Source organism: Maribacter sp. PR1, from assembly GCF_028464145.1.
In the GTDB taxonomy this organism is placed as follows: domain Bacteria; phylum Bacteroidota; class Bacteroidia; order Flavobacteriales; family Flavobacteriaceae; genus Maribacter.
In genome coordinates, this window is sequence record NZ_JAQPCG010000007.1 from 120,775 (window position 1) to 143,429 (window position 22,655).

General features: G+C 37.8%; 18 protein-coding genes. 7 read left to right on the forward strand and 11 right to left on the reverse strand.

Translation table 11 applies throughout. From position 1 onward, the window contains the following. Positions 1 to 64 precede the first annotated feature (64 nt). The gene (locus PP182_RS15040) at positions 65 to 583 is read left to right on the forward strand and encodes a DUF5004 domain-containing protein (protein ID WP_272652093.1); all 519 of its coding nucleotides are present in this window, start codon (positions 65 to 67) and stop codon (positions 581 to 583) included. On the opposite strand, the gene PP182_RS15045 is transcribed toward PP182_RS15040, so the two are convergent. Next, complete coding sequence (locus tag PP182_RS15045) at positions 580 to 1,536, reverse strand: NAD(P)H-dependent flavin oxidoreductase (RefSeq protein ID WP_272652094.1); 957 nt, start codon at positions 1,534 to 1,536, stop codon at positions 580 to 582. The genes PP182_RS15040 and PP182_RS15045 overlap by 4 nt on opposite strands. Positions 1,537 to 1,580: 44 nt before the next feature. Further along, the gene (mnmA, locus tag PP182_RS15050) at positions 1,581 to 2,771 is read right to left on the reverse strand and encodes a tRNA 2-thiouridine(34) synthase MnmA (protein WP_272652095.1); all 1,191 of its coding nucleotides are present in this window, start codon (positions 2,769 to 2,771) and stop codon (positions 1,581 to 1,583) included. Between the two features lie 346 nt (positions 2,772 to 3,117). Here mnmA and PP182_RS15055 point away from each other — a divergent pair, with 346 nt between their 5' ends. Beyond that, the gene (locus PP182_RS15055) at positions 3,118 to 4,986 is read left to right on the forward strand and encodes a fasciclin domain-containing protein (RefSeq protein WP_272652096.1); all 1,869 of its coding nucleotides are present in this window, start codon (positions 3,118 to 3,120) and stop codon (positions 4,984 to 4,986) included. 305 nt (positions 4,987 to 5,291) lie between these two features. Here the strand turns inward: PP182_RS15055 and yidC are convergent, their stop codons facing one another. The 3 genes from yidC to PP182_RS15070 form a co-directional block, all read right to left on the reverse strand. Beyond that, the gene (yidC, locus tag PP182_RS15060; RefSeq protein ID WP_272652097.1) at positions 5,292 to 7,148 is read right to left on the reverse strand and encodes a membrane protein insertase YidC; all 1,857 of its coding nucleotides are present in this window, start codon (positions 7,146 to 7,148) and stop codon (positions 5,292 to 5,294) included. A gap of 69 nt (positions 7,149 to 7,217) precedes the next feature. Continuing rightward, a complete protein-coding gene (locus PP182_RS15065) occupies positions 7,218 to 8,855 on the reverse strand; it encodes a CTP synthase (protein WP_272652098.1) in 1,638 nt (545 codons plus the stop codon). Positions 8,856 to 8,905: 50 nt separating this feature from the next. Next, positions 8,906 to 9,148, reverse strand: coding sequence for a DUF3820 family protein (locus PP182_RS15070; protein WP_272652099.1), 243 nt, complete (start codon positions 9,146 to 9,148; stop codon positions 8,906 to 8,908). Between the two features lie 139 nt (positions 9,149 to 9,287). On the opposite strand from PP182_RS15070, the gene PP182_RS15075 reads away from it, so the two are divergent. Together PP182_RS15075 and PP182_RS15080 are read left to right on the forward strand one after the other, a co-directional pair. After that, positions 9,288 to 10,157, forward strand: a complete 870-nt coding sequence (locus PP182_RS15075; protein WP_272652100.1) for a hydroxypyruvate isomerase family protein — start codon at positions 9,288 to 9,290, stop codon at positions 10,155 to 10,157. Between the two features lie 108 nt (positions 10,158 to 10,265). Then, complete coding sequence (locus tag PP182_RS15080; protein WP_272652101.1) at positions 10,266 to 10,541, forward strand: hypothetical protein; 276 nt, start codon at positions 10,266 to 10,268, stop codon at positions 10,539 to 10,541. Positions 10,542 to 10,552: 11 nt separating this feature from the next. Here PP182_RS15080 and PP182_RS15085 read toward each other — a convergent pair whose 3' ends face one another. Genes PP182_RS15085 through guaA form a run of 4 tightly spaced genes read right to left on the reverse strand, consistent with a single transcriptional unit; the run spans position 10,553 to position 15,237 of the window. Next, the gene (locus tag PP182_RS15085) at positions 10,553 to 11,080 is read right to left on the reverse strand and encodes a DUF922 domain-containing protein (protein ID WP_272652102.1); all 528 of its coding nucleotides are present in this window, start codon (positions 11,078 to 11,080) and stop codon (positions 10,553 to 10,555) included. Then, positions 11,068 to 11,472 carry an OsmC family protein gene (locus tag PP182_RS15090; protein ID WP_272652103.1) on the reverse strand — a complete coding sequence of 135 codons (405 nt, stop codon included), beginning with the start codon at positions 11,470 to 11,472 and terminating at the stop codon, positions 11,068 to 11,070. The genes PP182_RS15085 and PP182_RS15090 overlap by 13 nt, the downstream gene beginning before the upstream one ends. Position 11,473: 1 nt before the next feature. Further along, on the reverse strand, positions 11,474 to 13,702 hold the full coding sequence (locus PP182_RS15095) for a LysM peptidoglycan-binding domain-containing protein (RefSeq protein ID WP_272652104.1): 2,229 nt from the start codon (positions 13,700 to 13,702) through the stop codon (positions 11,474 to 11,476). Between the two features lie 2 nt (positions 13,703 to 13,704). Next, positions 13,705 to 15,237, reverse strand: coding sequence for a glutamine-hydrolyzing GMP synthase (gene guaA / locus PP182_RS15100; RefSeq protein WP_272652105.1), 1,533 nt, complete (start codon positions 15,235 to 15,237; stop codon positions 13,705 to 13,707). Positions 15,238 to 15,311: 74 nt separating this feature from the next. Here guaA and PP182_RS15105 point away from each other — a divergent pair, with 74 nt between their 5' ends. Next, the gene (locus PP182_RS15105; RefSeq protein WP_272652106.1) at positions 15,312 to 16,037 is read left to right on the forward strand and encodes an SIMPL domain-containing protein; all 726 of its coding nucleotides are present in this window, start codon (positions 15,312 to 15,314) and stop codon (positions 16,035 to 16,037) included. Between the two features lie 401 nt (positions 16,038 to 16,438). Beyond that, complete coding sequence (locus PP182_RS15110; RefSeq protein ID WP_272652107.1) at positions 16,439 to 16,984, forward strand: pyridoxamine 5'-phosphate oxidase family protein; 546 nt, start codon at positions 16,439 to 16,441, stop codon at positions 16,982 to 16,984. A gap of 5 nt (positions 16,985 to 16,989) precedes the next feature. Here the strand turns inward: PP182_RS15110 and PP182_RS15115 are convergent, their stop codons facing one another. Further along, positions 16,990 to 18,360, reverse strand: coding sequence for a pyridoxal phosphate-dependent decarboxylase family protein (locus tag PP182_RS15115; protein ID WP_272652108.1), 1,371 nt, complete (start codon positions 18,358 to 18,360; stop codon positions 16,990 to 16,992). A gap of 54 nt (positions 18,361 to 18,414) precedes the next feature. Beyond that, positions 18,415 to 20,016, reverse strand: a complete 1,602-nt coding sequence (gene bshC, locus PP182_RS15120; RefSeq protein ID WP_272652109.1) for a bacillithiol biosynthesis cysteine-adding enzyme BshC — start codon at positions 20,014 to 20,016, stop codon at positions 18,415 to 18,417. Between the two features lie 172 nt (positions 20,017 to 20,188). On the opposite strand from bshC, the gene PP182_RS15125 reads away from it, so the two are divergent. After that, positions 20,189 to 22,639, forward strand: coding sequence for a M14 family metallopeptidase (locus PP182_RS15125; protein ID WP_272652320.1), 2,451 nt, complete (start codon positions 20,189 to 20,191; stop codon positions 22,637 to 22,639). The last annotated feature ends 16 nt before the right edge of the window (positions 22,640 to 22,655 follow it).

Sequence of the window (22,655 nt, forward strand, 5' to 3'; positions counted from 1 at the left end):
AGATTTATTATTATCGGAAGCAACCATTTTGGTTTATAACATCTTCGTAATAAAGAAATATAATATGATGAATCGAATTTCACTTCTTTGTTTGGGAATCTTGGGTTTAACTTTTTTGAATTGCGGAGTCACGGAAGACCCTCTTGAATGTCCTCCTCAATTTACTGGAGAATTACAGGCCACAGAAACCAAATTAGTTGGGGAGTGGTCGCTCATCGATTTAGTTTCGGATACAGAAGTCGATTTGACTAATGATTTCACAGATAATCCCAGCGTTGACATGTTTAGTCAGTACGCCGATTGTTCTAAAGATGCTGTATTCATTTTTGGAGAAAATAGGGTTTATTCATACGAAAATGGGTCTAGAACAGAAGGGTGTAACGGTACTAGTAATTCTGGAACCTGGAGACTAGATTCGGACGAATTATTCTTAATTATATCCTGCGGTAGTCTAAATTCTCAACTCTCATTTAACGAATCTAACACCCGTTTTGAATATTCCAATACAGTTGAAATACAAGAAGTTAATGGTGTCGTGACAACAGCTGCAGTAACATATACCTACGAAAAGGTTGAACCTTAAAAACTAAACTCGTTATTTTCCAGATATTCTAATTTTGCCTTTAGAAATTGAGAAACTATCTCATCAATAATTGCCTTTGCAGGTTGAATTTTATGTATAATCGAGGAAACTTGACCTATTTCCAATTCACCTTCTTCTAGGTCTCCCTCAAACATTCCCTTTTTGGCCCTGCCCCTGCCCAAAAGATCTTGTAGTTCTTCGTTAGAAGCTCCTTTTTCATATGCCGTTAGGACTAGTTTATAAAAAGGATTTTTTAATAATCGTACGGGGGTCAATTCTTTTAGCGTCAAATGGGTATCCCCTTCTTTGGCATTTACTACCTCTTTCTTAAAATTGATATGACTAGAGGCCTCCTCACTTGCCACGAACCTACTTCCTATTTGAACCCCATCGGCTCCTAAGATCATTACAGCTAACATTGATGCTCCGGTGGCTATTCCACCCGCTGCTATAATTGGAACAGAAACTCTTTCCTTAACGGTAGGGATAAGAACCAAAGTAGTTGTCTCTTCTCGTCCATTATGCCCCCCGGCCTCAAAACCTTCTGCAACAATGGCGTCAACTCCTGCCGCTTCCGCTTTTAGGGCAAATTTTAAACTACTTACAACATGTACTACCGCTATACCTTTTTCTTGCAAAAAGGAGGTCCATGTTTTAGGGTTTCCTGCGGAGGTGAAAACAATTTTCACCTCCTCTTCCACTATAATATTGAAAATTTCCTCAATATTTGGATATAACATTGGAACATTGACACCAAAAGGATTTTGAGTCGCGGCCTTACATTTTCTAATATGCTCTCGCAATACCTCGGGATACATGCTTCCTGCCCCAATTAGCCCAAGTCCTCCTGCATTGGAAACAGCGGATGCCAATCTCCAACCACTCGTCCAAACCATTCCAGCCTGGACAATAGGATACTTTATCTTAAATAATTCGGTGATTCTATTTTGCATAGATTCGAATTTTAATCAAAAAATAATTGAGGATGAAAACACACTTATGAAATAACCCCGGAACCTATAAGTTCATCACCTTGGTACCACGCCACAAATTGACCTTCGGTAATTGCCGATTGTTTCTCACCAAAATCTACATAAAGTCCACTTTCAATTTTATAGAGCGTCGCATTTTGAAGTTCTTGCCGGTATCTAATCCTGGCCTTAACTTTAAGACTTTCATCCTCTTTTAAACTTAAATCTGGCCTAACCCAATGTATTTCAGATTCTTGCACAAACAAAGTTCTTCTATAAAGTCCAGGATGTGATTTTCCCTGACCAGTATATATTATATTTTCCTCAACGTCGGTTTCAATAACAAACAACGGTTCCTTTGTTCCTCCAACGTTTAAGCCTTTCCGCTGTCCTTTGGTAAAATAATGTGCACCTTCATGCTCACCTACTACGGTACCATCCTTTATGTTGTATTCTGGCTTCTTGGCATAATACTCTAATTCCGATTCTTTATTTGCAAATTCAGGAACCATAGTCTGATATTTGCTAACTGATGGTGCTATCTCAATTATTTTTCCTTTTTTAGGCTTTAGTTGTTGCTGTAAAAATTCAGGAAGCCTTACCTTTCCAATAAAACATAGACCCTGAGAATCCTTTTTATCGGCCGTAATTAAATTCATTTTGGATGCAATTTGCCTTACCTCTGGCTTGGTCAATTCACCTATTGGAAATAAGGTTTTTGATAATTGTTCTTGGGATAGCTGACATAAGAAATAGGATTGATCCTTATTTTTATCCTTTCCAGCTACTAGTTGGTAGGTCTCGGAACCACTATCATTTTTAATAGTTCCTTTTCTACAGTAATGGCCAGTTGCCACATAGTCTGCACCCAACTGTAAGGCAATCTTAAGAAACACATCAAACTTGATTTCCCGATTACAAAGCACATCGGGATTTGGAGTACGCCCCATTTCATATTCCCGGAACATGTAATCCACTATTTTTTCTTTATATTCTACACTTAAGTCCACGGTTTGAAAAGGTATTCCCAATTTTTCGGCAACAATCAAAGCGTCGTTACTATCCTCTAACCATGGACATTCTTCAGAAATGGTAACGGAATCATCATGCCAATTCTTCATAAAAAGACCGATTACATCATAACCCTGTTCCTTTAAAAGATAGGCCGCAACACTAGAATCCACTCCTCCTGAAAGTCCAACTACTACTTTTTTCATATCGACCTATTTGTCGTTACAAAAGTACAAAATTACAATACCCAATTACTATTATACTATTTTTTTGAAATGCCTTTAAGTGACTAATCATGTGTACTGCCTTAATTTAAAAATTCAGAAATCAATCTTATGAAGTGATTTTAAATCAAAGAGTTATGTTAAAGTTTGATAAATTTTTTAATAATGATTATTGAAACAAAGAAACCTAAAGTCCCTGAATTTAAATGGATTTATACAGAAAAAGATGCTCGAAACTCGATTGACGCCTAAATCAATTTTAACAAAGCTTTAATTTCAATTATGATAATTTGTTTAAGTTTATTCATAAATAATTAAACAAAATACTATGGAAACTTTTAAAACATTTTTAAAGCCGACCATTTTCCTCCTGATGGTTGCCTTAGTCGTTTCATGTAGCGACGACGACGATGGAGGCCCCCAAATGATGGACAACGATAATATTGTCGAAACCGCACAAGCAACAGGTTCGTTAAGTACTTTAGTTTCTGCATTGACTAAAGCCGATGAAAGTGCCAACAATGACTTGATTACTACTTTGAGCAACGAAAAAGTAGATTTTACAGTTTTGGCACCATCAAATGACGCATTTACAAGTCTATTAAATAGATTGGATGGATTTGATTCGTTGGACGATTTTAATAGCGAACAATTACAAGATTTGCTTGCGACCATTCTAACCTATCATGTGGTTTCTGGTGCAGCTGTCACTTCTGATCAGCTGACAGCAGGTCAAACAATTGCTACAGTTCAAGGGGAAAACCTAACCGTAAGTTTGGAAGGAGGTGTTTCCTTTATTGACGCAGCTGGAGAAATGGCTTCTGTAACTACTGCCGATGTTCAAACTGAAAATGGAGTAGTACATATAATTGATAAAGTGCTTATCCCTCAGGCTGCCTTGGACGCTTTAAGTGATGTTCTGTTAAGCTCCATTACCGACTTGGCAATATCAGTTCCCGACCTTAGTATTTTAGTGGATGCTTTAGTGGCAGCCGACGGGGATTTACCTGACGTATTGGCAACTGGAGGCCCATATACCGTATTTGCACCAACAAACGCTGCTTTTGAGGCGTTCTTAGAAGAGAACAATTTTGCAAGTTTGGACGCGGTTCCAGTACCAGTTCTTACTCAGGTACTATTAAATCATGTTGTGAGTGGAACAAATTTATCCACAGACCTGACTACAAGTTATGTTTCTTCATTATCAACAGCTGGTCCAAATGATAGTAACCTCAGTCTTTTTATAAATACCGAAAGTGGTGTAGTAATTAATGGAGTTTCAGAAGTAACCTCTGCTGATAACAAGGCTATCAATGGTGTAGTACATATTGTTAACGAGGTCATTGGTCTACCAAATATAGTCGACCATGCAGTAGCAAATCCAGACTTATCTTCATTAGTTGGAGCTCTTACCACAGATGGTAACACAACTTTTACCGACTTGCTTTCCGATCCTGAGACAGATTTCACTGTTTTTGCACCTTCAAATATGGCATTTGAAAGTTTTATGAATCCAGATGCTAATGATTTGAATTCAATATTATCCAATCATGTAATTTCAGGAACAGCGGCAGATTCTGGTAGTTTGACCAACATGTATGTAAATAGTTTAGCTACCAACGCGGACGGTGATAACTTAAGTCTTTACATAAATGTAGATGATGGTGTCCAGATAAATGGCACAAGTACGGTTGCAGCAGCAGATATTGTAGCAACGAACGGAATAATACACGCCGTGGATACTGTTATTGATTTACCAACGGTAGTTACCTTCGCAACCGCTGATCCTAACTTTAGTTCCTTAGTAGGAGCGCTTACTAGCGAAGGTCAACCAGATTTCGTTTCCGTATTAAGTACTTCTGGTGAAGCACCCGCACCTTTTACAGTATTCGCCCCTGTGAACGATGCTTTTGCAGCTTTATCCGAAGTTCCAAGTGGAGATGTTTTAACCGCAGTACTTAACCACCATGTTATTGCTGAAGCAAATATTGTTTCTGGTGATTTAAGTGATGGCCTAGTTTCACCTGCGACTTTAGAAGGTGACACACTTACATTTAGTATTGATTCTGAAAGTAATGTGACAATAACCGATGGGTCAGGTAATACTGATATTGGAATTATTGCGGTGGATGTGCAAGCCAATAACGGCGTTATCCATGCCATAAATAAAGTTATGATACCAGACACCAATAACTAAACCAATTTTACCAAAGTTAAAAGAGCCGCTTCATGCGGCTTTTTTTAGTTAAAAATATTATATAAGTATGTTTTATTATCATTGCTAAACTATCTAATTTGAGTTAATTCAAACTGGTTAATTCTATTCTAACATCAGCTTATTATTCTTTAGCATACAAATAACCTTACTTTACAACCCTTTTTTTTTTTTAGGAAACTAAAACTTCATATTTACATCCCCAAATCTTACCAAACCATACCTTAATCAATGGCAAAAGCCTCTACACTTTGTAGAGGCTTTTCAATTATATTAGTTTTGAATCCTTATTTCTTTTTTTGAGCTTCGGCCTGCTCCATCATTTCTCGCATTTTACGCTGAAACTTATTTTCTTTTTTAGGCTTCTTTTTGTTCTCCTGTATCCTCGCGTGAATCTTATCATTATCAAGTATAAAGTTCTTAATGACCAACATGATTCCAATAGTAATCAAATTCGATACAAAATAATACAAACTTAAACCACTGGCATAGTTGTTAAAGAAGAACAACATCATAAATGGCATTAAGTACATTATAAATTTCATATTGGGCATACCAGGCTGTGTGGGCATATTTTGACCTGTAGTCATTGTCATATAAAAGAAAATTGCCACAGAAGCCAAAATAGGAAAAAGACTTACGTGATCTCCATAAAATGGAATTGAAAATCCTTCCGGAAATTGGTAAATAGTATCAAAAGAAGATAAATCATCTGCCCATAAAAATGACTTTTGACGTAATGCAAAAGACGTTGGGAAGAACATAAAAAGGGCATAAAATATTGGCATTTGTAAAAATGCCGGAACACAACCACTCATAGGACTCACCCCAGCCTTACCATATAACTTCATAGTTTCTTGCTGTTTTTTCATGGCATTGTCCTTGTACTTTTCGCTCAATTCCGTAATTTCTGGTTTTAAGACCTTCATTTTTGCCTGAGACAAATAGGACTTATAGGTAACCGGTGACATGGCCAATCTAACCAATATAGTCATGATGATAATTGCAACACCATAGGGAAAGTACGTGCTTAAAAAGGAATAGAACGGTGTGAAAATATATCTATTAATCCAGCCAAAAATTCCCCATCCAAATGGAATAGATTCCACCAAATCCAATCCTTCGTATTTGGACAATACTTCAAGGTCGGTTGGGCCAAAATACAAATTCATATTTTTTGTAATTTCCCCACCTTTGACCTCAAGCGGTAAAACTGAGCCATAGCTTTTAGTAAACCCAAAGGTCCTGCTTTCTTCTTCTACTAAATTCGTGGATGTAAGTTCGCCACTTTTAAAAGGTTCATTGGTAGCCAATATGGAACTAAAAAAATGCTGTCTGTAGGAAATCCATTTAATATCTTCCTCTGTCTCTTCGTCATCGCCACCAGCCGAAAGTTTGCTTAACTTTCCATCCTCATGGTTGTAGGTCAAACGTGTATATCTGTTTTCATACTCGATACTTTTAGAATGTCTAATTCCCTTTAACTTCCAATCCAGCGTAACCGGTTTACTATCATTAATAATCCTATCCAAACCTTGAGTACGAATCGTAAAATCTATCAAATACTCATTCGGTTTCATCTCATACCTATATTCCAAATATTGGTTATTGGAAGTTTTCGCCTTCATGGAGAGGACTTGATTGTCTCCCGAATTTGTTAACGAAGGTTCAAAATAAAGGTCATCCGTACTAAGTACCCTGTTATCCGTTGTAGAAAAATCCAATGAAAAAGAGGAGTTTCCATCCTTTACCAAATAAACGGGAACTGAATCATAGGTGACAAAATTCTTCATTTTTGCCTCAACAACCTGTCCGCCTTTGTTACTTATCTCCAAATATAATACGTCATTTTCCAAGATCGTAGTAGCGTCTCTTGGAGTAGTAAATCCAAATGCACCTATTTGGCTTTTATACCCGGCAATTGCAGTAGAATCGTTTAAGTCGACTGTAGGAGTTTGTTCCACAATTTTGTTGTCGACCGATTTATCTTGGGCCTCGGCCGCTGCCTCAATTTGTTCCTGCTCCGCTTTTTGGGCCTCAAGTTCCTCAGGAGTTGGTTTGTTTTGATAAAACATGAAGATCAAAATTCCAAATATCAATACGAAACCAATGATAGATTTTACATCTAATTTCTTTTCTTCCATCTAAAAATATCTAATAAATAAGGTAATTGTTTGGTTCTCAGTGAGCAAATATATGCCCAAATACGTAGTTTATGCCATACTGGCATTAGTTAGTGACTTTTTGTGTACCAAAGCTGCTTTAACAAAACCGACAAACAAAGGATGCGGATTGGCCACAGTACTTTTATATTCTGGGTGATACTGAACTCCAATAAACCAAGGGTGATCTTTCAATTCCACAATTTCTACCAAATTGGTTTTAGTGTTTAGACCTGTCGCCAAAAGCCCAGAGGACTCTAAGTCCTTTTTATACAGGTTATTAAATTCATACCTGTGCCTGTGCCTTTCGGATATTTCCTTTTCCCCATGGTATACTTTTTGCACCAAACTTCCATCCTTAAGTACACAGTCCCAAGCACCCAATCTCATAGTACCTCCTTTATCGGTTATCGCTTTTTGTTCCTCCATAAGACTGATTACAGGATTTGGAGTATCCTCATTCATTTCCGTGGAGCTCGCTTCTTTTAGTCCCAATACATTTCTTGCGAACTCTATGACTGCCATTTGCATTCCCAGACAAATACCCAAAAACGGGATGTTATTTGTTCGGGCGTAGTTCACAGCTTTTATTTTTCCTTCGATTCCTCTTTCACCAAAACCTGGAGCAACCAAAATACCATCCAAACCTTTAAGCTTACTTTCAAGGTTTTCTCCCGTAATATATTCTGAATGTATAGATCTGACATTTACCTTTACCTCATTTTGTGCCCCGGCATGTATGAAGGCTTCCAAAATTGATTTATAGGAATCTTGAAGTTCTACATATTTCCCTACAAGCCCAATGGTAACTTCATTTTTAGGATTCTTATGCCGCTCCAAAAACTCTTTCCAATTCGTTAGGTCCGGTTCAACGGTATTCGGTAAAGCTAATTTTTGAAGTGTAACCGTATCCAATCCTTCCTCCTGCATTAAAATAGGTACATCATAAATAGTAGATGCATCTATACTTTGAATGACCGCCTCTCTTTTTACATTACAAAAAAGTGCGAGTTTATCCTTTATTTCATCAGAAATTTTATGTTCTGTCCTACAGACTAGGATATCGGCTTTTATTCCACTTTCCATTAAAGTCTTTACAGAATGCTGAGTAGGCTTTGTCTTTAGTTCACCTGCCGCTGAAAGGTAAGGCACCAATGTCAAATGAATAACAATAGCGTTGTTATCGCCCAATTCCCAAAGCAATTGGCGTACAGCTTCAATATAAGGAAGTGATTCAATATCACCTACAGTACCTCCAATTTCAGTTATAACGATGTCATAATCACCACTATTACCAAGAACTTGAACACGTTCCTTTATTTCATTGGTAATATGTGGAACTACTTGAACCGTTTTTCCTAAAAACTCTCCTCTTCGTTCTTTATCAATTACACTTTGATAAATTCTTCCTGTTGTAACATTATTCGCTTGGGAAGTCCTAACATTTAAGAAACGCTCATAATGGCCCAAGTCCAAATCGGTTTCCGCCCCATCATCGGTAACATAACATTCGCCATGTTCGTAGGGATTTAGCGTACCTGGATCTACGTTAATGTAAGGGTCTAATTTTTGTATGGTTGTCTTATATCCTCTTGATTGAAGCAATTTTGCCAAGGATGCGGCAATAATTCCTTTTCCAAGTGAAGAAGTAACGCCTCCCGTAACGAAGATGTATTTGGTTTGTGCCATTTTAAAATTTCTATGTTACGGGACACAAAGTTACAAATTGCGAATAGAATTCAAGGGGTTTCCTTTGGAAAATGTTTTTGAATATTACGGATTAAGGTTTCCAAACTATTTGTTTTGATTTCTAACATCGATCGCAATAAATCGCCCAACTTACCCTCTGGAAATCCTTTTTGTTGAAACCAAACCAAATAGGGTTCTGGCAAATCTACCAGATATCTTCCTTTGTATTTACCGAAAGGCATACGATAATGTGCCAGTTCTACTAATTTCCTGTTATCAGGTTTTAATTCCATTTTTAAATCTAAAAAAATTATCTTTAGGAAATCAACTTTGTCAATTAATGTAAAACAAACTATTACAAATCCATATACATATCGGGATTTTTAATTGCTAATTACATCTGACTTTTAAACCATTATAAGAAATAAACAGATGAAAAGACGTGACTTTATTGGTACTTCTGCAGCTGCTTCGGTTGGTTTCATGGCCACTGCTAAAGCAAGTACGGGGAAAAATAATTCCGAAAAGCCTTTTAAACTAAAACACAATATCAACCACAGTGCATGTTACTGGTGCTATGGATCCATCCCTTTTGAAGAATTTTTACAGGATTTGAACAAACTGGATATCGGGGCTATTGATTTGGTAGACCCAGAACAGTTTCCCCTGCTTAAGAAATATAATATTCACGCATCCATGTGTTGGGGTGCTGGCCTTGGAATTGAAAAAGGCTGGAACAACCCTGAATATCATGAAGAATTGATAGCTGACTACAAACGTGTTATACCTTTAGTTGCCGAGGGTGGGTATACCAATTTGATTTGTTTTAGTGGAAATCGAGATGGAATGAACGATATGGTGGGTCTAAGAAATTGTGCCAAGGGTTTAAAGGAAATTATACCGCTTGCCGAAGAGCATGGAGTGGTCATTCAGATGGAACTTTTAAATAGTAAGGTAAACCATAAAGACTATATGTGCGATACCTCTGAATGGGGAGTATCACTCTGTGAAACTATAGGTTCGGAGAACTTTAAACTACTCTATGATATTTACCATATGCAAATAATGGAGGGGGATATCATAAGAAACATTCAGGATTACCATCAATATTATGGTCATTACCACACAGGAGGTAATCCAGGACGCCATGAAATCGATGAAACACAAGAGATTTTTTATCCTGCGGTGATGAAAGCCATTTTGGATACTGGATACACAGGACATGTGGCACAGGAATTTGTTCCTAGCTGGGAAGATAAAATTGCTGCGTTGAAGCAAGGCGTTACTATTTGTGACGTTTAAGAAGTATGATATCATTCACAAAAAAAGCCCTTTTCATAAGAAAAGGGTTTTTTTTTCGTTCAATATCCAGTTTTTAATAAACCTAACAAATCAACAAACCTTAAAGATATGAACAAAAATAATGTCATCTATGTGCTATTTTTAATGCTCGTGTGCTCCAGCTGTGTAAAACAAGTAAAGGATGCATTTGACGAAACTACCGAAGCATTGACTTGCGCCAATCTCGTGCAAGAGTTTGAGGACACCAACGAAGCCAATCCAGACAGAAGCTGTACGGCTATTCTAGCGGACATAGATGATTTGGAAAATAGCTGCTCCGAGTATTTGTCAGAAAGCACAAAAGAATCCATTGCCGAACTTCGTGCTGCCTGTACAGGGAATTAAGTGTTAGATTTTCATTTGAGCAAACTAACTATCTGTTTTTGCCAAAGTTTCTGTTTCTCAAGATTACGGGAGAAGTCAGTCTCTTTATCATAGTTTCTTTGAAAGTCATCCAGCTCCTTTAAAGTTCGTTTGTAAATATCCCTTACTTCCTGTTTGATGTTTTCGGTGAATTTTGTTTCGGACATTTCCTTATCCATTTTTCTAGCAAATACTTCAGAAATATCAAAATGAAGTTGCTCGTGAAGTAAGGTAACATCATTACAAAGTTCTGGTCTAAACCATGATATTGTAGGGTAGAAAAAAGACTGAACTTCAAAATCTAAGACCATCTCCCCAAATTCACTTCGTGAAGAAAAACTATAACTGATACCACTGGCCGTAGTTGCCGCCGCCATGGCTCTAACTGGAACTTCACCTTTAAAATCCTCCCATTGTAGTTTAAAATCAGAGGACCAAGGAACTTCTTTTTGACTTCTTAAATCCCCGTTAAAAAGAAAAAAGAAGATAAAAATTGGACCTATAAATTTTAAAGTTCCCAATGGAATGAAATTTCCTTTTCAATATCTGGATGCAAACTGTAAAGTACAGGACAGGTTCTAGCGGTATGTTCTAAAATTTTTCTATCCTTTTCTGAGATACTTGAAGGCAGACTTAATCTAACCTCAACTTTCGAAATTCTTCTTGGTGAAGCAGCCATATGTTTGGTCACCTCTGCCTTGGAATTTTGCAAATCCACACTCAGTCCATCGGCCTTTATTCCCATCATGGTTAACATACAACTTGCTAGGGCAGTCGCTACTGTATCCGTAGGTGAAAATGCCTGGCCTAGGCCGTTGTTATCCGTTGGTGCATCCGTGACAAAAGAGTCACCCGATTTTACGTGTAAACATTCCGTTCTTAAACCCCCATTATAGATTACTGCTGATGTCATCCTATTCCAATTCTTTTATAAACATATTATCATATCCTATGATATAGGATGCCTTGTTATAATATCCTGATGAGATGTCTTTTTCATAATCAAACTTGCTGCCGCTATATTGAGTTTCACCGATATACTTAGAAACCTCCAACAAATCGTTCTTATAAGCTAGTTTTAATAACAGGTCATAAGTAAGGTCAAAACCTCTTACGGCAAATTTATCCGGAATATCGCCAAATCTTGCTTTATATCTTTTAACAAAAGAATCCGAAGGTGCATCTCTATATACTGAAGGATATGTAAACCGAAGATTAGATAAATGAGTACTAGAAATAACCTCATTATCAAATGCATTGTTCTTATCTGTAGTGAACATTCGAACCATCACTTTATTGGCGTCAGGATTCTCAATATCCAAAACCGAATTATTGAAAGAGTTTAAGATAGAGACAACACTAGAAATCAATTTAAAATTATCCGATTCAACAAAAACCCAATTTCCCAATTCTTCTGATAACTGAAGTTCCAACTTATCACGATTGATGCCTATATTCTCTTCCTCTTCTTTTACCTCGATAATCTTAGCCGTTGGGAACTTATTTAAAATAGTATCCTTAACCGCAATGTTTTCCGCATCAGCAATGATGATTATATTTTCATCCTTACGCTTTTCAGTAACAAATTTTAACATATGTTCCCTTAGCGTTTCTTCTTCAGTATAAGAGAAAAAAACATTGCCCAAACTAATATCACTTTTGGCAGGTACCGGGGCAATTACAGGCAGGTTATAACCTGCTGCCTGTGTAGAGGCCTCTTTTAGCGATAATATATCCAGCGGACCAAAAATTGCATTATAAGAACCTAAATTCTCTCGTTGTAGTATTTCTTTTGTTCTTTGAAGGTCCAAACGGTTGTCAAAAGTCTTCACATCTACAGAAATTCCTAGTGATTTTATGGAATCCAACGCCACCAATGCTCCTGAATATAGACCAAGGCTGTATTTAAGACTATTTCTGTTTTCAATGGTCCATTCCACAGTTTCCCTATTATTTAAATCCAACTTGTCCAACCTAAACGGCAGAAGAAACATTATCTTCGGTTTGTTGTCCACATTGATGCTATCTAAAAGACTGATTTTATCCAGAACTAAAGAGTTTCTAACCTCAAAATCACCGGCTTGATTTTTCGGCAACTTTAAAACCATACCAGCCTTAAGTCCGGCTCTAAGCTCAGGGTTTAGTTGTATCAACTCCTCCCAACTCATACCAAATTTTCTTGTGAGTCGAAACTCATTCTGCTTTGGTTTTACTTCATAGAAAATATAATTCTCCGTATTTATTTCTCCTGGATTCAACTTGGTTTCTGGAAGACGAATGACCATACCTTCCTTTAGCCCTCCACGTTCCGTAATCTCCGGATTTAAACGAACTACTTCATCGGATTTTACCCCGAACTCTTTTTCAAGCCTGTAAAAATTCATTTTAGGAGGTACCGTATAGGAAGTATACAATTGTGTTTCCTGGTTATCTACCGATGTACCGGCAATCTTCGGAAGCAGCAATTCATAACCTACTTGTAGGTAATTGGAAGTTTTTGAGAGGGATGGGTTTAAAACTAACATACTATCGATGGTGATGCCATATTTGTGGGCAATACTCCATCTAGTTTCCTTTGGCGCCACTACATATTTCTCATAATCCCCTACATCGATGGTATTTTGGTCATTATCCACCTTTTTATATTTAGGTACCCTAATGACCATTTTTCTTTTAAGTTGTGAGGAATACAGTTCCTTGTTGTATTTCTTTATTTCCTCCTCGGTAACGCCATATTCCTTGGCTATTCCATACAACGTTTCTTTTTTACCTACCCTGTGATTTACAAAGCCAATGGGTTCATGCTTTACCACCGAATCATTTATAATCCTATTGACCAATTCCTCTACGGCACCATCAACAGGTTCGTTATTTCGTTTGGTAGTTTCAGTTCGTTCCGGTAGTGCCGACACTTCACCGGCATTTGGAATAACCAATATAGTGTTGATGCTTAGCGGTTCACCTTTCTTAAGCTCCTTATTGTATTTTAAGATTTCATCCTGGGAAACACCATATCTTTTGGAAATGCTATATAATGTTTCATTTTGCTTTACGGAATGTGTCGTAAACTTTTGCCCTAAGGCCTTACACCCCAAAAAAACACTAAAACTTAACGTTAGAAATATCTTAACTAAATTTTTCATACTTACTCCCATTCTATGGTCGCCGGTGGTTTAGAGCTAATATCATAAACAACCCTATTAACACCAGGCACTTTATTAATTATATCGTTCGAGGTTTTTTGCAAAAACTCGTAGGGTAAATTTACCCAATCCGCGGTCATACCATCGGTACTTTCAACCGCTCTTAAAGCAACACATTTTTCATAAGTTCGCTCATCTCCCATGACCCCTACACTATTTACGGGTAAAAGCATAGCTCCGGCCTGCCAAACCTGATCATATAAACCCCAATCCTTTAATCCCTTAATAAAGATATGGTCTACCTCTTGTAAAATAGCCACCTTTTCTCGGGTTATATCTCCCAAAATTCTAATGGCCAAACCTGGGCCAGGAAATGGGTGTCTTCCTAATAAGTTAGGTTCCAATCCCATACTTTTACCTACTCTTCGTACCTCATCCTTAAAAAGCATCTTCAAGGGTTCAACAACTTTAAGCTTCATAAAATCTGGTAAACCTCCTACATTATGGTGGCTTTTTATCGTCGCAGACGGACCACCAGTAGCCGATACCGATTCAATTACGTCTGGATAAATTGTCCCTTGTGCCAACCATTTTGCATTATCAACCAGGTGGGACTCATCATCGAAAACCTCAATAAAAACCCTACCAATGGTTTTTCTTTTGGACTCAGGGTCGCTTTCTCCTTCCAAGGCATCCAAAAAACGTGCCGAAGCATCAACACCCTTCACATTTAATCCCATATCCTTGTACTGATGCAACACGTCTTCGAACTCGTTTTTTCTAAGCAGTCCATTATTTACAAAGATGCAATGCAGATTTTTCCCTATGGCCTTGTTCAAAAGCACGGCGGCAACGGAAGAATCCACTCCTCCGGAGAGGCCCAAAATCACCTTTTCATTGCCAATCTTTGCTTTTAGACCAGCGACCGTGGTTTCCACAAATGCTGCTGGCGTCCAAGTTTGCTCTACTTTGGCAATGTTCACTAAAAAATTTTCTAGGATTTGTTTACCATCGGTAGAATGATACACCTCTGGGTGAAATTGTATTCCATAGGTGTCCTCACCGTTAAATTTGAAGGCCGCATTTTCAACGTCATGGGTACTGCACAGTAAAATAGAATTATCCGGTAGACTTTTAATGGTATCAGCATGACTCATCCAAACCTGACTGCCAATCCCAATATCTTTTAAAAAAGGGTCCTCTTCGTATATTTTGGCCAATTTGGCCCTTCCATATTCCCTGGTATTTGATTTTTCTACATTGCCCCCATTAAAATGGGCAAGGTATTGAGCACCGTAGCAGACACCCAACAAGGGCTTTTTTCCTTTTATTCCAGAAAGGTCTGGATGTGGTGCGTCCTCGGCCCTTACAGAATGGGGTGAACCTGAAAGTATGACTGCCTTATATTCAGATAAATCATCTGGCAGCTTGTTATATGGTTTTATTTCACAGAAAATATTCAGTTCCCTAACTCTTCGAGCGATGAGTTGCGTGTATTGGGAACCAAAATCTAATATCAGAACATTATTTTGCATGGGCAAAAATAGCAAATTGAAATTTTTAGAAAACTATCTTTTGGTATATTTATCATAAATTAAAAACAATTATTTTGAAACATATTTCAGCTATTATATTTAGTGCCGCTATTGTAATTGCAGCCTTCTTTTTAGGCAACGCATACGTAAAGCGGGCAAATCCTCCACAGATCATTTCGGTAACCGGGTTGGGTAATGAAAATTTCACTTCAGATCTAATTGTTTGGGAAGGTCAATTTTCCAATACTAACACCGTCCTTAAATCGGCATTTGATCAGTTGAACAAGGACAAGAACATCGTTAAAGAATATCTAACCTCTAAAGGAATTAAAGAGGAGCAGCTGATTTTTAATAGTGTGCAGACAACCGAACTTCGGGATAACAAATACGAAAATGGAAATTATGTGGGTAGTATTTTTAGAGGCTATCAGCTGACACAAACTATTAAGATAGAATCTCAGAATGTTAGCTTAATTGAAAGTGTTTCTAGGGAGATTACAGAATTATTAAACAAAGGGGTACAATTCAACTCGTACCCACCTAGATATTATTATACTAAGTTGGCCGATTTAAAAATCCAAATGATTTCCAAAGCGACCGAAGACGCAAGGTTGCGCGCCGAAAAAATTGCTGAAAATTCAGGTAGTAATTTGGGTGATTTGGTTTCTGCCAAAATGGGAGTTTTTCAAATTACCGGTCAAAACTCCGGGGAGGATTATTCTTGGGGTGGTGCGTATAATACAGCTTCGAAAAACAAAACCGCTTCCATTACCATGCGATTGGACTACAAAGTAAGATAATTAAATTATTACTTGATATAAAATTAAATAAACAACTGGAAGTAAACAGAATAAATCAATTCCTACAAATTAATTCATTATTATCAAAATGTACTTTTACTATAATTTTAAAAAACAAAAGCCCGGCAAGAACCGGGCTTTTTCAACCAACCTAACCGGAATACAATTCTGAAAAATTTCTTTTTCATAGCATTTTGCATTCCTAATTTATTTGTCGAAAAACTTCCAAAACCTTACACTTCAATAAAAAAAGCTCGGGAACCACCCCGAGCTTACTAATTAAAATCAAAAACCAACCTAAAAATGATTCATCAACAAAATCTTCTTTTTCATAGCAATTTGTATATATAACAACTATCTCTCATAATACCCTACCATGATTTTGTATTTTTATAAATAAAATGATGGACAATTTTTGGAATGAACTTCAAGAAGAACTAAAAAGGGGGGTAAAAGAAAAAGGACACCCCTTTAGATTTGGGACATTTGGAACTGTGGGAATGGACAAATTACCACGGTTACGGACCATTGTCCTTAGACATGTGTTTGATAATGGACACCTTTGTTTTTATACAGACAAGCGCTCCAAAAAGGTGATGCATATTATGGAGAATCCTAACATTAGTCTTTTGTTCTATAACCCTGAAAAACTTTTACAAGTTAAAATTGAAGGGCTTGCTTCTGTGGTAACGGATGAAAACAAGCTTAAAACCATGTGGAAGGATATCCCAGAAAGCAATAAAAAGGATTATACCACCGAAACCGCACCGGGAAGCACCCTTAAAAATCCCAATAATTTGGAATATTTAACCGGAGATCATTTCTTTTGTATGATTGAAATAGAACCTTTTAGGATAGAATACTTAAAGTTAAAAAGGCCTAATCATATTCGGGTAGCCTATTCCATGGAGGATGAAAATTGGGAAGGTGAATTCCTCGTCCCATGACTTTTTTATTCCATACTTTCTAAAATATCCTCAATATCCTGTTGCGTGGTATCCGGATTGATAAAACAAAATCGGGATACCGTTTCATAGCCATTGGCGGATTTCCATTTGGTCGGTGTCACCAATGCAAATCCCGATTCATGATTTCTATAGGTCCAATTTCTATAATCCTCCGCAGTCCATCCAATTCTTCTGTAAAGCACGCAGGAAAGACTAGGTCTTCTTACCAATTCTGTCAATGGGTTCTTTTCTATGAGCTCACCGGCAATCTTGGCCAAATTGATGCCCTGCTCTACTGCCCATTCATACTTTTCGGTTCCATGCGTAGCTAAGGAAAACCAAAGCGGCAGACCTCGTAAACGTCTGGTCAATTGGATTTGATAATCGGAAGGATTAAACCCATGCGCACCTTCGTCCTTGAAGATTTCGAGATAAGACCCTTCCTGTGCATGTGCATCTTTAGCCTCTTCTGGATGCTTATAAATGACCGCACCACAATCATAGGGAGAAAAAAGCCATTTATGAGGGTCTATGGTTACACTGTCCGCCTTTTCTATTCCTTTGAACAAATGACGAACCGATTTTGCAGCAAGAGCGCCACCACCATAGGCCGCATCTACATGAAACCAGAGATTTTTTGAAAGACAAAAGTTTGCAATTCCATCCAACTCATCGATAATTCCGGCGTTTGTAGTGCCTCCCGTGGCCACAACGGCAAAAACCCTTGCTTTTTCTGACTCTGGTAATTGTTTGTAAAACTTTTCCAAGGTCGATTTACGCATTGCATCTTCCGACTCTACCAGTAATACATCTGCATCAATCACCTTGGCCATGGCCTTGATAGATGAATGCGCTCCGATGGAAGTAATTAAAATTCCTTTTTGATTGATGTTTCTTGGATTCTTTCTCCATTTTTCCCTGGCCGTGACTATGGCCGATAAATTGGCGGCTGTACCCCCACTTGTAAATACCCCGAAGGCTGGTTCTGACATACCTGTAAGTGAAACCAACCACTTCATAGCCTCATTTTCACAAAAAATTCCTCCTGCGCCTTCCATCCAATAGGCACCGTGAATACTTGACGCGGATGTTACCAAATCGAAAAGAATTGAAGCCCTGGTAGGTGCAGCTGGTACAAAGGCCAAATGTCTTGGATGGTCGATTGGTACGGTGGCCTTGACCAATACCTTCCGGAACAGCTCAAAAGCTTTTTCTCCTCCGATTCCTGAGTTTGTAACTGTTTCCCCAACCAATTTCCTCAGCTCGCTTTCTGTTTTGGGCTTACCCAAGGATGGATTGGTTTGGGTTATTCGATTAATGGCATATTTGACCACATCTAGGGTCATTTCGACCATATCAATATCTATATCATGCATCGTAATATGGATTTTAATTTACAGTCTGGCTAAAGCAGGAAAAACTCAAAATGACTAATTCTTGGTTAGGATTACAAAGCTCAAGTCTAAGGGATTCAAGGACTTAAACAACATGGGTAAAAGTGCTTCACCATATTCCAAATAAAGTTCGGAAAAATTTAATTGTCGTTCCTGAAGGGACTGATTAGGAAAAAGTTCATTTTGGATGTCCGTTAACCTCATGACATGATCTTCAAGCTTTCTTTTTTGAGCTTTAAGTAATCGCTTTTCCAAATTATCGAGCCCTTTCTTTTGTTTAACTTCTTGAGCCTTTACAGCTCCGAGAAATGATTTATCGGTCTTTTCGGCCAAATTGTACATTCCTTTAAACTGTTCCTCCAACAATTCTTTCTGTGGAGAAAAATCAATATCAATATTGGAAATTTCCCGTATTTTTTTATTGATTAGACTATGTTGTTTTAGAAAAACATCATCATACGAGACATTCAATTTTTTCAACTTTTCTTTTTGTTTTCCAGTTATCACCAAGGCCGAATTTCTCAATAACAAGATAGGGAATGGAATATCCATAGACTCAAAAGAAGACTGGAGTTCCAACCAATAGGCCAATTCTCCTCCTCCCCCTATATAGCAAAGATTTGGCAAAATAACTTCTTGGTATAGGGGTCTTGCCACCACATTGGGTGAAAATCTTTCTGGATATTCTTCCAACTCCTTTATTAGCTCTTCCTTACTAAAAGATAATTGGGTATCGTTCACGAAATAGTTACCATCCTGTTCTATAATTCTCTCGCGGATACCATCAATTAGATAGAAGTAATTTATTTCTCTCGGATTAACCTGTATAGGATAATCCGAATTGATTTTCTGGATTTCCTCAATCCTATTTGATATATCATGAAAGGAAACTTGCTCAAAGATGTCCTTCTTCATGTATGGCAGCAACAATTCTTTTAGATTTTTGTCATCACCATCTACGATGACCAGACCTTGCACCTTAAAAAGTTCATTGGCCAAAAATCTAGTGGCTTCGGTTAATGTTTCATGCTCTAAATAGGCCTTAGCGAAAAGTTCCTTTAGATGCGTGGCATTTTTGCTACCTCCAACGCCAAGCGAAAAAATTTCAAATACTTCTTCCAATCCTTTGGTAGACAAATGGCCTACAGCTCCCGAGGCCTCTTTGTTCCATTGAATTTTTTTCCCCTGAAAATTAAAATAATTGATTTCTTCAAAATCATGGTCCTCTGTTGCCATCCAGTAGACGGGGACAAAATTATAGTCAGGATATTCTTCCTTTAATTTATTGGCCAAATTTATGGCCGACACAATTTTGTACAGAAAATAAAGCGGACCCGTAAAAAGATTGAGCTGGTGCCCCGTAACCACTGTAAACGTGCGCTCATTTTCCAATGAATCGATGTGTTCAGAAGTTAGGGATGACGTTTTTACATTCTTATACTGATTCTTTAAGGCTTTGACCAGAACTTTCCTATGAGCTACTGGAAAGCTTTCCTTTTCCTTGATTTGAGCCTTAAAGTTCTCAAGTTTTGGAAATTGATTGTAAAGCACTTCTACTTCATTTTTTCCCTCTATATAGTCACAAATTAAATTAGAAAAATACCCCGTTTTTCGAAAAGACAGACAATCAATATCCATATAAAAATGTTAATGACGGTAAATATAAAACACTCCCAACTTACAGTTCCTAAAAATACGTTAATTACATGAGACCAAAATCTGTCAATATTCGTCAAAAACCCCGTTTTATATGATAAAAGTTATCAATAAATTGGTAGATTTGAGACATACCATTCTTTTAAAATTTAATATGAAAAGACTTTTACCAATTCTCCTATTTACCCTTCCAACATTTTTATTGGCACAACTTAAATCACCATCCGAATTTTTAGGATATGAACTGGGAACGCAATTTACCCGTCATCATCAAGTAGTGGATTACTACCAATACTTGGCCCAGGCAGAGCCAAATAGAATGAAGTTAATGGAATATGGGAAAACCAATGAACGTAGGCCATTGTTACTTGCCCATATTTCTTCGGAGGCCAACATGAACAATCTGGAGGAAATAAGGGCCGAGCACCTAAAAAATATCGATGGTAATGGTTCTCCAAGCAAAGCTATAGTCTGGCTAAGCTACAATGTCCATGGAAACGAAAGTGTAAGTACAGAAGCTTCTATGCAGACTATTTATGATCTTTTGACCTCCAAAAAAGAATATTTGGAAAATACAATCGTCATTATGGATCCCTGTATCAACCCAGATGGAAGGGACCGTTATGTAAATTGGTACAATCAATATAAAAATACTCCTTACAACGTGGACCCTAACAGTAAGGAGCATCATGAAGGTTGGTGGAGCGGAAGAAGCAACCACTATATGTTCGACCTTAATAGGGACTGGGCATGGCTTACCCAAGTTGAAAGCCAACAAAGACTAAAGGAATACAATAAGTGGTTACCCCATGTTCATGTTGATTTTCATGAGCAGGGCGTAGATAATCCCTATTATTTTGCACCTGCCGCAGAACCATTCCATGAAGTGATTACAGATTTTCAGCGGGAATTTCAGGTCACTATTGGTAAAAATCATGCAAAGTATTTTGATGAGAACGGTTGGTTCTATTTTACCAAAGAAAGATTCGATTTGCTCTATCCGAGTTATGGAGATACTTATCCTACCTATAACGGTGGCATAGGTATGACCTATGAGCAAGGAGGTAGTGGTAGAGCAGGTTTAGGAATTATCACTAGTATTGGCGACACCTTGACATTAAAGGACCGAATTGCCCACCATCACACCACAGGGCTTTCTACAGTTGAAGTTGCCAGTAAAAATACAGACCGCCTGAACAAAGAATTCAAAAAATTCTACAATCAAAAAAACTTTAAGCACCAAACTTATATTCTAAATGGAAATGCTGACAAACTGGAAACTTTAGCCAACTTATTGGACAAACATGAAATTGAATATGGTTCGGGAACCAATAGTAATTTTAAGGGGTTCAAATACAGTGATTCGAAATCTGGAACACTTAGGAGTTCTAACCAAAGTCTGGTCGTATCAACGGACCAGAAAAAAGGAACTTTGGTCAAGGTTTTGTTCGAACCCAATACAGAATTAAGTGATTCCGTTACTTACGATATCACTGCCTGGTCCCTACCCTATGCCTATGGCCTAGATGCTTTAGCAACAGATGGTACCGTCCAACAAAACGAATATCAATCCACTAATGAGACCTATGGCATTACCTCCCCAGACAGCTATGCGTATTTGACCGATTGGAACAGTATGAAAGATGCTAAATTCCTGGCCGAGCTCTTAAACCATAATATTAGAGTACGATACGCACAGAAGCCATTTACTGCTGACGGTATAAATTATGATAGGGGAAGTCTTATTATTATTGGGGCTGACAACAAACATATTGATGGATTCAGCATGATATTGGATGAGGCATCCAAGAGATTCTCAAAACACCTAACGCCCACTTCAACGGGATTTGTTGAAAGCGGTAAGGATTTTGGTTCCAGTTCGGTGGAAGTACTACAGGAACTTAAAATAGCTGTATTATCCGGGGAACCTACATCTACCCTAAGGTTTGGTGAAATTTGGCATTTTTTTGAACAACAATTGAATTACCCCATTACCGTACTGGATGAGAGCTATTTTGGGAGGGTAAATCTCTCCAAGTACGATATTCTTATTTTACCCGATGGATGGAGATATCGCAGTTTCCTCAACGAAAAAGTTACCGAAAAAATTAAGGATTGGGTAAGCCAAGGTGGAAAATTGATTGCCATGGGCGGCGCCATTGATGGTCTCTCCAAACAAAAAGGTTTTAGTATAAAGGAGAAGGAACAAAAAAAGGACAGCACGGTTCGTCTTGAGGCTTTTGATGCTTCGGAAAGGGAGTATATAAAATCGGCTATTACAGGGGCCATTTTTAAAACTAAGGTCGATTCCACAAACCCTTTGGCCTATGGTTACGGGGATTCTTATTTCACCTTGAAATTAGGTGACCGTTCCTACAATTATCTGGATGGTGGAAATGCCGTATACCTTGCAGAAGATCAAAATATTCCCGTTTCAGGGTTTGCCGGAAGCGAAGCCAAGAAGATGATTGCCGAAACGCTTATTTTTGGTACGGAACGAATGGGAAGGGGCCATGTTATTTATATGGTTGACAATCCCCTTTTTAGAGGATTTTGGGAGAACGGTAAATTGTTTTTCGCCAACGCCTTATTTATGGTTAACTAGTCTAAAAACAATACCA

What these genes read in the sequence shown, in the direction of transcription:
- mnmA (WP_272652095.1), bottom strand. Translation starts at nt 2,771, where the DNA reads ATGAAAAAAGTAGTAGTTGGACTTTCAGGAGGAGTGGATTCTAGTGTT.
- PP182_RS15075 (WP_272652100.1), top strand. Translation starts at nt 9,288, where the DNA reads ATGAAAAGACGTGACTTTATTGGTACTTCTGCAGCTGCTTCGGTTGGT.
- PP182_RS15110 (WP_272652107.1), top strand. Translation starts at nt 16,439, where the DNA reads ATGATGGACAATTTTTGGAATGAACTTCAAGAAGAACTAAAAAGGGGG.
- bshC (WP_272652109.1), bottom strand. Translation starts at nt 20,016, where the DNA reads ATGGATATTGATTGTCTGTCTTTTCGAAAAACGGGGTATTTTTCTAAT.
- PP182_RS15040 (WP_272652093.1), top strand. Translation starts at nt 65, where the DNA reads ATGATGAATCGAATTTCACTTCTTTGTTTGGGAATCTTGGGTTTAACT.
- PP182_RS15125 (WP_272652320.1), top strand. Translation starts at nt 20,189, where the DNA reads ATGAAAAGACTTTTACCAATTCTCCTATTTACCCTTCCAACATTTTTA.
- yidC (WP_272652097.1), bottom strand. Translation starts at nt 7,148, where the DNA reads ATGGAAGAAAAGAAATTAGATGTAAAATCTATCATTGGTTTCGTATTG.
- guaA (WP_272652105.1), bottom strand. Translation starts at nt 15,237, where the DNA reads ATGCAAAATAATGTTCTGATATTAGATTTTGGTTCCCAATACACGCAA.
- PP182_RS15065 (WP_272652098.1), bottom strand. Translation starts at nt 8,855, where the DNA reads ATGGCACAAACCAAATACATCTTCGTTACGGGAGGCGTTACTTCTTCA.
- PP182_RS15115 (WP_272652108.1), bottom strand. Translation starts at nt 18,360, where the DNA reads ATGCATGATATAGATATTGATATGGTCGAAATGACCCTAGATGTGGTC.
- PP182_RS15080 (WP_272652101.1), top strand. Translation starts at nt 10,266, where the DNA reads ATGAACAAAAATAATGTCATCTATGTGCTATTTTTAATGCTCGTGTGC.
- PP182_RS15095 (WP_272652104.1), bottom strand. Translation starts at nt 13,702, where the DNA reads ATGAAAAATTTAGTTAAGATATTTCTAACGTTAAGTTTTAGTGTTTTT.
- PP182_RS15045 (WP_272652094.1), bottom strand. Translation starts at nt 1,536, where the DNA reads ATGCAAAATAGAATCACCGAATTATTTAAGATAAAGTATCCTATTGTC.
- PP182_RS15090 (WP_272652103.1), bottom strand. Translation starts at nt 11,472, where the DNA reads ATGACATCAGCAGTAATCTATAATGGGGGTTTAAGAACGGAATGTTTA.
- PP182_RS15055 (WP_272652096.1), top strand. Translation starts at nt 3,118, where the DNA reads ATGGAAACTTTTAAAACATTTTTAAAGCCGACCATTTTCCTCCTGATG.
- PP182_RS15070 (WP_272652099.1), bottom strand. Translation starts at nt 9,148, where the DNA reads ATGGAATTAAAACCTGATAACAGGAAATTAGTAGAACTGGCACATTAT.